Source organism: Rhizobium sp. BK602 (genome assembly GCF_014195095.1).
Lineage (GTDB): Bacteria > Pseudomonadota > Alphaproteobacteria > Rhizobiales > Rhizobiaceae > Rhizobium.
In genome coordinates this window covers 901101-913478 of sequence record NZ_JACIBC010000001.1, presented here as the reverse complement: position 1 = coordinate 913478, position 12378 = coordinate 901101, and the positions used below count along the sequence as shown (strand labels likewise).

Sequence of the window (12378 nt, the reverse complement as noted above, 5' to 3'; positions counted from 1 at the left end):
GCGTGATCTTATCCGAGTCTGCCCCCGCCTTCGCGCCGGGGCAGGAGGGGCGATCATGGTTCTGTAGGGCGTTCGAGCGGGCGAGTATGTGGACGAAATATCATAAGAAGAGAAGACTGGGTCGTTTTGTTCTTCCTGCCATCACGATCGCCTTCGTCAGCTATTTCGGCTATCATTGCATTCATGGCGACTACGGCCTGAAGGCGACGGAGGTTTTCGAGCAGCGGCGCATCGAGCGCGGCAAGGAGCTTGCCGATCTCGTCGCCAGGCGCGAGCATCTCGAAAAGGCGGTAGCCTTGCTCAGCGACGGCTCGCTGGACAAGGATATGCTCGATCAATACGCGCGCTATCAGCTGACCTATTCCAAAGACAACGAAGTCGTGATTTTCAATAAATAGCCATAATTAACAGAATTCCGGTTAATCGAATTTTTCGCAATTATAACAATGATTTGCGGAGAATATGAGCCATGCAATTATAGCATTGCTGTGGCGGACAATCTTCCCTATGTTACGCGGCACGATAGAACGAGGCTACTCACACAGGGAGGGTTGAATGGCGCCGCGCAAATCCGCGTCCGTTTCCAGCCGCAAGACTACGTCCAGGCCAGCCAAGGAGACCAATGGTGGTCCGATCGCGGAATTCGACCGCGACGCGGAGCTCGAGGCTTATCGTGAGATGCTGCTGATCCGCCGCTTCGAGGAGAAGGCCGGTCAGCTCTACGGCATGGGCTTCATCGGCGGTTTCTGTCACCTTTATATCGGTCAGGAAGCTGTCGTCGTCGGCATGCAGCTGGCGTTGAAGGACGGCGATCAGGTTATCACCGGCTACCGCGACCACGGCCACATGCTGGCCACCGGCATGAGCGCCCGTGGCGTCATGGCCGAGCTCACCGGACGCCGGGGCGGCTATTCCCGAGGCAAGGGCGGCTCCATGCATATGTTCTCCAAGGAAAAGAATTTCTACGGCGGCCATGGCATCGTCGGTGCGCAGGTTTCGCTCGGCACCGGTCTCGGCTTCGCCAACTGGTATCGCGGCAATGATAATGTCAGCGTCGCCTATTTCGGCGATGGCGCCGCCAACCAGGGCCAGGTGTACGAAAGCTTCAACATGGCGCAGCTCTGGAAGCTGCCGGTGATCTACGTGATCGAGAACAACCGTTACGCCATGGGCACGTCGACGGCACGCGCCACCGCGCAGGCCGATTTCTCCAAGCGTGGTGCCTCCTTCGGCATTCCCGGTATCCAGGTCGACGGCATGGACGTGCGCGCCGTCAAGGCCGCGGCCGATGAAGCGGTCGCCTATTGCCGCTCCGGCAAGGGCCCGATCATTCTGGAAATGATGACCTATCGCTATCGTGGTCACTCCATGTCGGACCCGGCCAAGTATCGTTCCAAGGACGAAGTGCAGAAGATGCGCTCCGAGCACGATCCGATCGAACAGGTTCGTCTTCGCCTTCTCGAAAAGGGCTGGGCAACGGAAGACGATCTGAAGGCGATCGACAAGGATGTCCGCGACATCGTCGCCGACAGTGCCGATTTCGCCCAGTCCGATCCGGAGCCGGATGCATCCGAGCTCTACACCGACATTCTGCTTTAATTCGGGGAGGGACGACCCATGCCCATCGATATTCTCATGCCCGCCCTTTCTCCGACGATGGAAGAGGGCACGCTTTCGAAATGGCTGAAAAAGGAAGGCGACAAGGTCGTTTCCGGTGACGTCATTGCCGAAATCGAAACCGACAAGGCCACCATGGAAGTGGAGGCCGTCGACGAAGGCACGATCGGCAAGCTGCTGATCGACGCCGGCACCGAAGGTGTCAAGGTCAATACCAAGATCGCGGTCCTGCTGCAGGACGGTGAATCCGCTGCGGATATCTCGGCTTCCAAGCCGGCTCCGGCGGCCGAACCGGCCAAGGCGGAAGCACCGGCAGCAGCTGCTCCGGCTCCGGTTCCCGCGCAGCCGAAGGCTGCGGCACCCGCCGATCCGGAAATCCCGGCCGGCACGGAAATGGTGACGATGACGGTGCGTGAAGCGCTGCGCGACGCCATGGCCGAGGAAATGCGCACCAGCCCGGACGTCTTCGTCATGGGTGAGGAAGTTGCCGAATATCAGGGTGCCTACAAGGTCACCCAGGGTCTGCTGCAGGAATTCGGTCCCCGCCGCGTCATCGACACCCCGATCACCGAGCACGGCTTTGCCGGCATCGGCGTCGGTGCGGCCATGGCCGGCCTGCGCCCGATCGTCGAGTTCATGACCTTCAACTTCGCCATGCAGGCGATCGACCACATCATCAACTCCGCCGCCAAGACGCTTTATATGTCGGGCGGCCAGATGGGCGCTCCGATCGTCTTCCGCGGCCCGAACGGCGCGGCAGCCCGCGTCGGCGCCCAGCACAGCCAGGACTATGCGGCCTGGTACAGCCAGATCCCCGGTCTCAAGGTCATCATGCCTTACACGGCAGCCGACGCCAAGGGCCTGCTGAAGGCTGCCATCCGCGATCCGAACCCGGTCATCTTCCTGGAAAACGAAATTCTCTACGGCCAGCAGTTCGAAGTGCCGAAGCTTGACGATTTCGTTCTGCCGATCGGCAAGGCCCGCATTCATCGCTCCGGCAAGGACGTCACGGTCGTCTCCTTCGGCATCGGCATGACCTATGCTACGAAGGCTGTCGCCGAGCTGGAAGCCCAGGGCATCGATGTCGAGCTGATCGACCTGCGCACCATCCGCCCGATGGATCTTCCGACGGTCATCGAATCCGTCAAGAAGACCGGCCGTCTGGTCACCGTCGAGGAAGGCTATCCGCAATCCTCCGTCGGCACGGAAATCGCCACCCGCGTCATGCAGCAGGCCTTCGATTATCTCGATGCGCCGATCCTGACGATCGCCGGCAAGGACGTACCCATGCCTTACGCCGCCAACCTCGAGAAGCTGGCGCTGCCGAACGTCGGCGAAGTGGTCGATGCGGTGAAGGCCGTTTGCTACAAATAAGGGGAGGGCTCATCGATGCCTATCAACATCACCATGCCTGCCCTCTCGCCGACCATGGAAGAGGGCAACCTCGCCAAATGGCTGGTCAAGGAAGGCGATAAGATCAAGTCCGGCGACGTCATCGCCGAGATCGAGACCGACAAGGCGACGATGGAAGTCGAGGCCGTCGATGAAGGCACCGTTGCCAAGATCGTCGTTCCCGCCGGCACCGAAGGCGTCAAGGTCAATGCCCTGATCGCCGTGCTTGCCGCCGATGGCGAGGATGTTGCCGCCGCTGCTTCCGGCGCCGGTGCACCGGCCGCCGCGCCGAAGGCCGAAGCCGCTCCGGCTGCTTCCGCCCCCGCCGCTGCTCCGGTTCCGACCGTTTCCGCCGCGCCTGTCGCGGCCCCGGCTCCCGCCGCGGCAGCGGATGGTCAGCGCACCTTCGCCTCGCCGCTCGCCCGCCGTCTCGCCAAGGAAGCCGGCATCGATGTCGGCGCTCTCGCTGGCTCCGGTCCGCATGGCCGGGTGATCAAGAAGGACGTCGAGGCGGTCGTTGCCGGTGGCGGCGTTGCCAAGGCGGCCCCGGCTGCCGCCCCCGCTGCCCAGCCGGCCGCTGCTGCGCCTGCCGCGGCCAAGGGTCAGTCGGACGACGCTGTTCTCAAGCTGTTCGAGCCCGGTTCCTACGAGCTTGTGCCGCATGACGGCATGCGCAAGACCATCGCCAAGCGCCTGCAGGAATCCAAGCAGACCATTCCGCATTTCTACGTCAGCGTGGATTGCGAACTCGATGCGCTGCTGGCGCTGCGCACGCAGCTCAACGATGCCGCGCCGAAGTCGAAGGACGGTGCTCCGGCCTACAAGCTCTCGGTCAACGACATGGTCATCAAGGCCCTGGCGCTGGCGCTGCGCGACGTGCCGGATGCCAACGTCTCCTGGACCGACAGCGCCATGGTCAAGCACAAGCATGCCGATGTCGGCGTTGCCGTTTCCATTCCGGGCGGCCTGATCACGCCGATCATCCGCAGTGCCGAGGTGAAGACGCTGTCTGCCATCTCCAACGAGATGAAGGACTACGGCAAGCGTGCCAAGGAACGCAAGCTGAAGCCCGAGGAATATCAGGGCGGCACCACCGCCGTGTCCAACATGGGCATGATGGGTGTCAAGAACTTCGCCGCCGTCGTCAACCCGCCGCATGCGACCATCCTGGCCGTCGGCGCGGGCGAACAGCGGGTGATCGTCAAGAAGGGCGAAATGGCGATTGCCACCGTGATGACCGTTACGCTGTCGACCGACCATCGCGCCGTCGACGGTGCGCTCGGCGCCGAGCTCCTGGGTGCCTTCAAGACCTACATCGAAAACCCGATGGGGATGCTCGTCTGAGGCTTGTCGTCGAACGGAGGCATGCATGACCAAGACCGTGCTGTGTTATGGCGACTCGCTCACATGGGGTTATAACGCCGAGACGATCGACCGGCATGCCTATGAAGACCGGTGGCCGAGCGTGCTGCAGAAGGCGCTCGGCGATCACGCCCGGATCATTCCGGAAGGACTGAACGGCCGCACCACCGCTTTCGACGATCATTTGGCCGATTGCGACCGCAACGGTGCGAGGGTGCTGCCGACAATCCTGCAGACGCATGGGCCGCTCGATCTCGTCATCATCATGCTCGGCACCAATGACATGAAGCCGGTGGTGGCGGGCTCCGCTTTCGCGGCGATGCAGGGTATCCGGCGGCTGATCAGGCTGGTGCGCAATCATGCATGGGGGTTCGAGTACGATGCTCCCGAGATTCTGATCGTGGCGCCGCCTGTCGTTTCCGAAACCGCCAATGAGGCCTTCGCCGCCAGCTTCCTCGGCGCGGTCACGGAATCGGGCAAGCTCGCCACGCTCTATCGCGATCTGGCCGACGAGGAAGGCTGCGGCTTTTTCGATGGCGGCTCGGTTGCCGTCACCACGCCCCTCGATGGCGTGCATCTCGATGCTGAAAATACCCGGGCGCTCGGTCGCGGCCTCGAGCCGATCGCGCGCATGATGCTCGGACTTTAACAAATCAAGGCAGGCTGACGCTTTACCGGCCGCCACCAAGAAGGCAGGAAACATATGGCTGAGAATTACGACGTCATCATCATCGGCTCCGGTCCGGGCGGCTACGTCGCCGCCGTGCGTGCCGGCCAGCTTGGCCTGAAGACCGCGATCGTCGAGCGCGAGCACCTGGGGGGCATCTGCCTGAACTGGGGCTGCATACCCACAAAGGCGCTGCTGCGCTCGGCCGAGATCCTCGACCATTCCAATCACCTGAAGGATTACGGCCTTGTTCTCGAGGGCAAGGTGAGCGCCGACGTCAAGGCGGTCGTTGCCCGCTCGCGCGGCGTTTCCGCCCGCCTCAATCAGGGCGTCGGCTTCCTGATGAAGAAGAACAAGGTCGACGTGATCTGGGGCGAAGCCAAGATCACCAAGCCCGGCGAGATCGTCGTCGGCAAGTCGACCAAGCCCGTCGTCGAGCCGCAGCATCCGCTGCCGAAGAACGTCAAGGGCGAAGGCACCTACACCGCCAAGCATATCATCATCGCTACCGGCGCCCGTCCGCGTGCGCTGCCTGGCATCGAGCCGGACGGCAAGCTGATCTGGACCTATTTCGAAGCGCTGAAGCCGGACGTCCTGCCGAAGTCGCTGCTGGTCATGGGCTCGGGCGCCATCGGCATCGAATTCGCGAGCTTCTACCGCTCCATGGGCGTCGACGTCACCGTCGTCGAAGTCATGCCGACCATCATGCCGGTCGAGGATGCCGAAATCTCCGGTATCGCCCGCAAGCAGCTTGAAAAGCGCGGCCTGAAGATTTTCACCAAGGCGAAGGTCATCAAGGTCGAGAAGGGTGCCAACAGCATCACTGCCCATGTCGAGACGGAAGACGGCAAGGTGCAGCAGATCGTTGCCGACCGCATGATCTCGGCTGTCGGCGTGCAGGGCAACATCGAGAACCTCGGCCTGGAAGCGCTCGGCGTGAAGACCGATCGTGGCTGCATCGTCGTTGACGGCTATGGCAAGACCAATGTTGCGGGCATCTATGCGATCGGCGATGTCGCCGGCCCGCCGATGCTGGCGCATAAGGCCGAGCACGAGGGTGTCGTCTGCATCGAGAAGATCGCCGGCCTGCCGAATGTTCATCCGACGGACAAGAGCAAGGTTCCGGGCTGCACCTATTGCCATCCGCAGGTTGCTTCTGTCGGCCTGACGGAAGCCAAGGCCAAGGAACTCGGCCGCGATATCCGCGTCGGCCGCTTCTCCTTCGTCGCCAACGGCAAGGCGATCGCGCTCGGCGAGGATCAGGGCATGGTCAAGGTCATCTTCGACAAGAAGACCGGCGAGCTGCTCGGTGCTCACATGGTCGGCGCGGAAGTGACCGAACTGATCCAGGGCTTCGTCGTTGCCATGAACCTGGAGACGACGGAAGAGGAACTGATGCACACGATCTTCCCGCATCCGACCGTTTCGGAATCGATGAAGGAAGCCGTGCTGGACGCCTACGGCCGCGTGCTGAACGCTTGATAATTTCCTTGCAGGCCCTCTATCCTCTCTGTTGAGGGTGGAAAATAGCAAAGGAAATCATCATGTCTATCAGTGCGGAAGGCTGGGTCGTCTTTCTTCTGATCGGTCTGGTAGCGGGGTTTCTCGCCAGCCTGATCGTCGGTGGCGGCGGCGGTTTGATCGGTTGCCTGGTCAGTGGCGTGATCGGTGCTTTCGTTGGCGGGTTCCTGTTCAGCTGGTTCGGGATCTCGCTGGGCATTGAGAGCCCGCTAGTGGTCGAGATCATTCACGCGACCGTCGGTGCGATCGTTGTGGTGCTGCTGGCGAGGTTGATCGCCTAGATCAGTTCCGGGAAAAACGCGGGGCGGTTTTCCTGGGTGGCATGCTTCAAGAAGCGCTTGGCGCGAGGGTGTGATGGAAGGTATCGGCTGGCTGGGTCTGGTTATCATCGGCGGTTTGGCGGGATGGCTCGCCGGCAAGCTGATGGAGGTGCGCTATGGCGTCATCCTCAACATCGTCCTCGGTATTGCCGGTTCGGTGGTTGCGGCTGCCATTCTCGCCGGCCTGCATGTCGGCGTGCCCGGCGGCAGATTCGGTTTTTTCGTCACCGGTTTCATTGGTGCATGCATTCTGATATTCCTCGCCAAATTCGCCCGGCGATGAAGAGGCCGCGGGCAAGCGGCGGAAAGTAGACGTTTCATGGTCACGATACTCGACACGATCAATCCTGAGGCAAAGCGCGTCAGGCATCCGGAGAAGGCCCATCGGCCGGACACGGAAGTGCTGCGCAAGCCGGACTGGATCCGCGTCAAGGCGCCGACATCGAAGGGCTATGCCGAGACGCGCTCGATCGTGAAGGAGCACAAGCTCGTAACGGTCTGCGAGGAGGCCGGCTGCCCGAATATCGGCGAGTGCTGGGACAAGAAGCACGCCACCTTCATGATCATGGGCGAGATCTGTACCCGTGCCTGCGCCTTCTGCAATGTCGCGACCGGCAAGCCGAATGCGCTCGACATGGCCGAGCCGGAAAATGTCGCCAAGGCCGTCAAGGAGATGGGCCTCAGCCACGTCGTCATCACCTCCGTCGACCGCGACGATCTGGCCGACGGCGGCGCCGAGCATTTCGAGAAGGTCATCTGGGCCATCCGCGCCGCTTCGCCGACGACCACGATCGAAATCCTGACGCCCGACTTCCTGAAGAAGCCCGGCGCGCTGGAGCGCGTCGTGGCCGCCAAGCCCGACGTCTTCAATCACAATATGGAAACCGTGGCTGGCAACTATCTGACGGTGCGCCCCGGTGCCCGTTATTTCCACTCGATCCGCCTGCTGCAGCGGGTCAAGGAACTTGATCCCACCATGTTCACCAAGTCCGGCATCATGGTCGGCCTCGGTGAAGAGCGCAATGAAGTGCTGCAGCTGATGGACGACCTCAGGACCGCCGATGTCGACTTCCTGACGATCGGCCAGTATCTGCAGCCGACCCGCAAGCACCATCAGGTCATGAGCTTCGTCACCCCGGAGGAGTTCAAGTCCTATGAGACGGTCGCCTATACCAAGGGCTTCCTGATGGTCGCCTCCAGCCCGCTGACACGCTCGTCCCATCACGCCGGCGACGATTTTGCCCGGCTGCGGGCGGCACGCGAAAAGAAGGTTCTGCTCGCCGCCGAGTAGAATTTTATAGGCTCTTGCTTTTTGAACGAACCGCGGCGATCTTGCCGCGGTTTTCGTTTGTGCCGTCATCAAACCATCATCTGCGCAGCCTAAAGGACACGCCCCGCCGTGTGTTGCCGGTGGGGCTGTCCGTCAAGATTCATTATGGAGATGGAGCTGGACCGTGGAGCAGATCGTCGCGCCGCAAGCGCCATCCTATGTCGTCGATATCGAGACAGCGGCATCCATCCTCCAGAATGCCGAACGCGTCCTCGTCGTCGGCTGTGCCGGCACCGGTAAGAGCACATTGGCGCAGGCGATCGCCAAGCTGCGCGAATTGACCTACGTGTCGATGGACCGCGATGTCTTCTGGTTGCCTGGCTGGAAGCCGCGGCCACGCGCGGAGTTTATCGAGCGGATCAAGCAGGCGGTCGACGGGCCGCGCTGGATTATGGACGGCAACAGCCCAGGCACGCTGCCACTGCGCCTCCCGCGGGCCGATATCGTGCTGTGGCGGCGTCCGCCTCGCCACGTCGCGCTCTATGGCATTTTCTGGCGCTGGCTGCGTTTCAGGGGTAGGACGCGGCCGGAAATGGCGCTGGGCTGTCCGGAGCGGCTGACATGGACCTTCATCCGCTACGTCTGGAATTTCGAGCGTGAGGAGGCGCCGCAGTTCGACGAGATGCTGGCACGTCACGGGCAACATGTGCCTGTGGTGATGTTGAGATCCTACCGCGATGGCGATGCGCTGCTGGCGTGCCTTCAGTCGAAAATCTGAATGGGAGATTGGCGTGGATCAGAGATCGTCTTCTTCTTTACGCGGTGAAATCAACGATTTGGATCTGGCGGCTAATCTAATCCGCGCGGCGGACCACATTCTCGTCATCGGTTGTTCCGGCGGAGGGAAATCGACCTTGTCGCAGAAGATCGCGAAGCGGTTTGGCTTCGCCTATGTGTCGCTCGACAGGGATGTCCGCTGGCTTCCCGGCTGGGCTGAGCGCGACGAAACGGAGCGCAAACGCATCATCGCGGAGAAAGTGGCACAGGATCGCTGGATCATGGATGGCACCAACACCACGACATTCGACCTGCGCCTGCCGAGGAGCGATGTCGTCATCTGGGTGCGCATGCCGCGGCTGCTTTGCCTGTGGGGTGCCGTTTCCAGATGGTTCAAATGGACTGGGCGGACGCGCCCGGACATGGCGCCCGGTTGCCCGGAAAAGATCGAGTGGGAATTTCTGCGGTTCATCTGGACCTTTGAGCAGGTGTATTCGCCCAGGATCGTTGCCGGCCTTGCCGAGTATGGTCCTGGCATTCCGGTGCTGCAATTGACGAGCCGCCGGCAGATGCGCGCGCTTCTCAATCTTCTCGACGCTCCCGAGTGACCGCAACCATGATTTCATGGTGCCGATATGGACTGCTTTAGGGAGATGAAACATGAAGGAATTGAGCAGTATAGCCGAAGGCGTAGCCCGTCTCAGGATCGCCGATCGCATTCTCGTCATGGGCTGCTCCGGCGGCGGTAAGACGACACTGTCGCGGAAGATCTGCGCGTGCGCAAACTTGCCCTACGTCTCGATGGATCGCGAATTTTTCTGGCTGCCGGGCTGGGTAAAGCGAGACAAGGCGGAGGAGCGCGCGCTGATTGCGGCCAAGGTTACCGAGGCGCGCTGGCTGATCGATGGAACGGCACCGTCAAGCTTTGATCTGAGATTGCCGCGCACGGAGCTGGTTCTCTGGGTGCGCATGCCGCGTCGCCTGTGCATGTGGGGTGCTTTGTCGAGGGCGGCCCGGTGGTTGGGGCGGTCTCGCCCGGACATGGCGCCGGGCTGCCCCGAACGTATCGATTGGGAATTCCTGCGCTATATCTGGGATTGGGAACGCAAATTCGCGCCCAAGGTCCTGGCCGGCCTTGCGCAGCATGGCCCGGATGTGCCGGTTTTGCAGTTAAAATCCCGCGGCGACATGCGTGAGCTTCTTGATCTTCTGGGCCGTCCTGCTTAATTGCCGCTCATGCCTCAGTTTGAAACGCACCGCCCCGTTCCGCATACGCCTGACCAGATGTTCGATCTCGTTGCCGATGTCGAACGCTATCCGGAATTCCTGCCGCTCTGCGAGGCGCTGGTCATCCGCAACCGCAAGGAGCGTGACGGCAAGGTCCTGCTGGTCGCCGACATGACCGTCGGCTACAAGGCGATCCGCGAGACTTTTACGACGCAGGTGCTGCTCAACAAGGCGGAGCGGGCGATCGATGTGAAATATATCGACGGACCGTTCAAATATCTCGACAACCGCTGGCGTTTCCAGCCGACGGAAACCGGCAGCAGCATCGATTTCTTCATTGATTACGAGTTCAAGAGCCGCATTCTCGGCGCCCTGATGGGCTCGATGTTCGATCGCGCCTTCCGCATGTTCACGGATGCCTTCGAGGCGCGCGCCGGCAAGATTTACGGCTGAGCGACGCTTACCAGCATTTCCAGTGCCGTTTGCACGGTGGCGAGACGAATCTTGTCACGCCCGATATCGCCGTAGCGCATTTCGCGATGGATGAGGGAGCCCGTGCGCGCCTTGGCGGCGAGGTGGACCAGGCCGACCGGCTTGTCCGCCGATCCGCCGCCCGGTCCGGCGATGCCGGTGACGGCAACGGCGAGATCGGCATGCGAGCGGAAGAGGGCACCATGGACCATCTGCAGGGCCGTCTCCTTCGACACGGCGCCGAATTGCGCAAGCGTCCGCTCCTGGACGCCGAGCATCTCCATCTTGGCCGTATTCGTATAGGTGACGAAGCCGCGATCGACCACCGCCGAAGAACCGGGGATCTCGGTCAGCGCCCCGGCGATCAGTCCGCCCGTGCAGGATTCCGCCGTGGCAACCATCAAGCCCCTGGCCGTGAAATCGGTGACGATATCGCGGGCAAGCGTCAGGATTTCCTCGGGAAAATGGCTCATGGCCTGCCTCCGCGATAGACGACGGTCGCCGTCGCGATGGCCGCGATGCCCTCGCGGCGGCCGACGAAGCCGATCGTCTCATTCGTGGTCGCCTTGACCGAGCAGCGCTCGATGTCGATCCCGAGGAATTCCGAGAGTTTGCCACGCATGGCTTCGCGATGCGGCCCAACCTTCGGCGCCTCGGCGATCAGCGAGACATCGGCATTCATGATCGTGCCGCCGTGCTCGCGGACGATCTTTGCCGCATGCTCGATGAAGATGCGCGAGGGGGCGCCTTTCCATTGCGGATCGGACGGCGGAAAATGATCGCCGATATCGCCGGCACCGCAGGTGGCGAGCAGGGCGTCCGTCAGCGCATGCAGCGCGACATCCGCATCCGAATGGCCCTTGAGTTTTTGGTCGTGCGGAATGAAGACGCCGCAGAGCGTCACGCCATCGCCCGGTTCGAGCTGATGGACATCATAGCCGTTGCCGGTGCGCACATCCGGCAGCAGGCCGGCGGAAAGCTTTTCATCGGCCATGGCGATATCCCTCTTGATCGTCAGTTTGACATTGTCCGCGCTGCCGGCAACGACCGTGACCGGCAGGCCGGACCATTCGGCGATCGCCGCATCGTCGGTGAAATCCGACTTGCCTTCGGCGGCGGCTTTCTCATGCGCCGCCAATATGTCGGCGAAGCGGAAGGACTGCGGCGTCTGCGCGGCGTAGAGACCGGCGCGGGGCACGGTTTCCGTCACCAGCGCCTCGGCATCGGCTCGCTTCAGCGTATCCGTCACCGGCATGGCAGGCAGCACGGCAGGCGCTCCGGCGGCCAGTGCAGCGGCGACGCGATCGAGCAGGTCCTGATCGAAGAAGGGGCGCACGGCGTCGTGGATCATCACATGCGTGATGCCGGTGTCGCACAAGTGTCTGAGCCCGGAAAGAACCGACTGCTGGCGGGTGGCGCCGCCGATGGCGATCTCGATGCCGGACGAATCGGCAAGCGATTGCAGCGCCGAGCGGAGCAGGGCCTCGTCATCGCGGTGGATGACGGTCACGACCCTTGCGGCCTGCGGCCATGTCACGAATTTTTCAAGCGTATGCGCAATAACCGGCCTGCCGCCGATCGGGCGATATTGCTTGGGGCCTTCCTCGGGTGCCCCAGCGCGCTCGCCGCGTCCGGCTGCAACGATCACGATTCCGATCGACATCGGTTGCGTTGAGTGCATTTGCGTCATAAACCCCCAGCGATGAAAGGCTTCGCTCCAGCATGATCCTCGAAAAATCGTGAAGCGGTTCTTG

At 62.1% G+C, this 12378-nt stretch carries 15 protein-coding genes; 13 read left to right on the top strand and 2 right to left on the bottom strand.

Features of this window, described 5'->3' with window-relative positions:
• The first annotated feature begins 86 nt into the window (after positions 1–86).
• From FHX11_RS04430 to FHX11_RS04370, 13 genes are all read left to right on the top strand, one after another.
• Positions 87–398, top strand: a complete 312-nt coding sequence (locus FHX11_RS04430) for a septum formation initiator family protein (RefSeq protein ID WP_184355415.1) — start codon at positions 87–89, stop codon at positions 396–398.
• A 157-nt stretch (positions 399–555) separates the two neighbouring features.
• Positions 556–1599: a pyruvate dehydrogenase (acetyl-transferring) E1 component subunit alpha gene (gene pdhA / locus FHX11_RS04425; RefSeq protein WP_184355414.1), complete on the top strand. Its 1044-nt coding sequence runs from the start codon at positions 556–558 to the stop codon at positions 1597–1599.
• 18 nt (positions 1600–1617) lie between these two features.
• Complete coding sequence (locus FHX11_RS04420) at positions 1618–2991, top strand: pyruvate dehydrogenase complex E1 component subunit beta (protein WP_184355412.1); 1374 nt, start codon at positions 1618–1620, stop codon at positions 2989–2991.
• 15 nt (positions 2992–3006) lie between these two features.
• Positions 3007–4353, top strand: a complete 1347-nt coding sequence (locus FHX11_RS04415; protein WP_184355411.1) for a pyruvate dehydrogenase complex dihydrolipoamide acetyltransferase — start codon at positions 3007–3009, stop codon at positions 4351–4353.
• 25 nt (positions 4354–4378) lie between these two features.
• Positions 4379–5020, top strand: a complete 642-nt coding sequence (locus FHX11_RS04410; RefSeq protein WP_184355410.1) for an SGNH/GDSL hydrolase family protein — start codon at positions 4379–4381, stop codon at positions 5018–5020.
• A gap of 54 nt (positions 5021–5074) precedes the next feature.
• Positions 5075–6520: a dihydrolipoyl dehydrogenase gene (gene lpdA / locus FHX11_RS04405; protein WP_184355409.1), complete on the top strand. Its 1446-nt coding sequence runs from the start codon at positions 5075–5077 to the stop codon at positions 6518–6520.
• A gap of 62 nt (positions 6521–6582) precedes the next feature.
• On the top strand, positions 6583–6840 hold the full coding sequence (locus tag FHX11_RS04400; RefSeq protein ID WP_184355408.1) for a GlsB/YeaQ/YmgE family stress response membrane protein: 258 nt from the start codon (positions 6583–6585) through the stop codon (positions 6838–6840).
• Positions 6841–6913: 73 nt separating this feature from the next.
• Positions 6914–7162, top strand: a complete 249-nt coding sequence (locus FHX11_RS04395; RefSeq protein WP_047454741.1) for a GlsB/YeaQ/YmgE family stress response membrane protein — start codon at positions 6914–6916, stop codon at positions 7160–7162.
• Between the two features lie 36 nt (positions 7163–7198).
• Positions 7199–8170: a lipoyl synthase gene (gene lipA / locus FHX11_RS04390; protein WP_184355407.1), complete on the top strand. Its 972-nt coding sequence runs from the start codon at positions 7199–7201 to the stop codon at positions 8168–8170.
• A gap of 163 nt (positions 8171–8333) precedes the next feature.
• Positions 8334–8927, top strand: coding sequence for an AAA family ATPase (locus FHX11_RS04385; RefSeq protein WP_184355406.1), 594 nt, complete (start codon positions 8334–8336; stop codon positions 8925–8927).
• Complete coding sequence (locus FHX11_RS04380) at positions 8887–9534, top strand: AAA family ATPase (protein ID WP_246780876.1); 648 nt, start codon at positions 8887–8889, stop codon at positions 9532–9534. Before FHX11_RS04385 ends, FHX11_RS04380 begins: the two co-directional genes overlap by 41 nt.
• A 52-nt stretch (positions 9535–9586) precedes the next feature.
• Positions 9587–10153, top strand: a complete 567-nt coding sequence (locus tag FHX11_RS04375; RefSeq protein ID WP_184355405.1) for an AAA family ATPase — start codon at positions 9587–9589, stop codon at positions 10151–10153.
• 9 nt (positions 10154–10162) lie between these two features.
• A complete protein-coding gene (locus FHX11_RS04370) occupies positions 10163–10606 on the top strand; it encodes a type II toxin-antitoxin system RatA family toxin (protein ID WP_184355404.1) in 444 nt (147 codons plus the stop codon).
• Here the strand turns inward: FHX11_RS04370 and FHX11_RS04365 are convergent.
• Positions 10597–11097: a CinA family protein gene (locus tag FHX11_RS04365; RefSeq protein WP_184355403.1), complete on the bottom strand. Its 501-nt coding sequence runs from the start codon at positions 11095–11097 to the stop codon at positions 10597–10599. The genes FHX11_RS04370 and FHX11_RS04365 overlap by 10 nt on opposite strands.
• A complete protein-coding gene (locus FHX11_RS04360) occupies positions 11094–12314 on the bottom strand; it encodes a bifunctional 2-C-methyl-D-erythritol 4-phosphate cytidylyltransferase/2-C-methyl-D-erythritol 2,4-cyclodiphosphate synthase (protein ID WP_184355402.1) in 1221 nt (406 codons plus the stop codon). Before FHX11_RS04360 ends, FHX11_RS04365 begins: the two co-directional genes overlap by 4 nt.
• Positions 12315–12378 lie beyond the last annotated feature (64 nt).

Excerpts from the sequence above, each read along its gene's own strand:
- FHX11_RS04430 (WP_184355415.1), top strand. The coding sequence starts at position 87 with ATGTGGACGAAATATCATAAGAAGAGAAGACTGGGTCGTTTTGTTCTT.
- pdhA (WP_184355414.1), top strand. The coding sequence starts at position 556 with ATGGCGCCGCGCAAATCCGCGTCCGTTTCCAGCCGCAAGACTACGTCC.
- FHX11_RS04420 (WP_184355412.1), top strand. The coding sequence starts at position 1,618 with ATGCCCATCGATATTCTCATGCCCGCCCTTTCTCCGACGATGGAAGAG.
- FHX11_RS04415 (WP_184355411.1), top strand. The coding sequence starts at position 3,007 with ATGCCTATCAACATCACCATGCCTGCCCTCTCGCCGACCATGGAAGAG.
- FHX11_RS04410 (WP_184355410.1), top strand. The coding sequence starts at position 4,379 with ATGACCAAGACCGTGCTGTGTTATGGCGACTCGCTCACATGGGGTTAT.
- lpdA (WP_184355409.1), top strand. The coding sequence starts at position 5,075 with ATGGCTGAGAATTACGACGTCATCATCATCGGCTCCGGTCCGGGCGGC.
- FHX11_RS04400 (WP_184355408.1), top strand. The coding sequence starts at position 6,583 with ATGTCTATCAGTGCGGAAGGCTGGGTCGTCTTTCTTCTGATCGGTCTG.
- FHX11_RS04395 (WP_047454741.1), top strand. The coding sequence starts at position 6,914 with ATGGAAGGTATCGGCTGGCTGGGTCTGGTTATCATCGGCGGTTTGGCG.
- lipA (WP_184355407.1), top strand. The coding sequence starts at position 7,199 with ATGGTCACGATACTCGACACGATCAATCCTGAGGCAAAGCGCGTCAGG.
- FHX11_RS04380 (WP_246780876.1), top strand. The coding sequence starts at position 8,887 with ATGGCGATGCGCTGCTGGCGTGCCTTCAGTCGAAAATCTGAATGGGAG.
- FHX11_RS04375 (WP_184355405.1), top strand. The coding sequence starts at position 9,587 with ATGAAGGAATTGAGCAGTATAGCCGAAGGCGTAGCCCGTCTCAGGATC.
- FHX11_RS04370 (WP_184355404.1), top strand. The coding sequence starts at position 10,163 with ATGCCTCAGTTTGAAACGCACCGCCCCGTTCCGCATACGCCTGACCAG.
- FHX11_RS04365 (WP_184355403.1), bottom strand. The coding sequence starts at position 11,097 with ATGAGCCATTTTCCCGAGGAAATCCTGACGCTTGCCCGCGATATCGTC.
- FHX11_RS04360 (WP_184355402.1), bottom strand. The coding sequence starts at position 12,314 with ATGACGCAAATGCACTCAACGCAACCGATGTCGATCGGAATCGTGATC.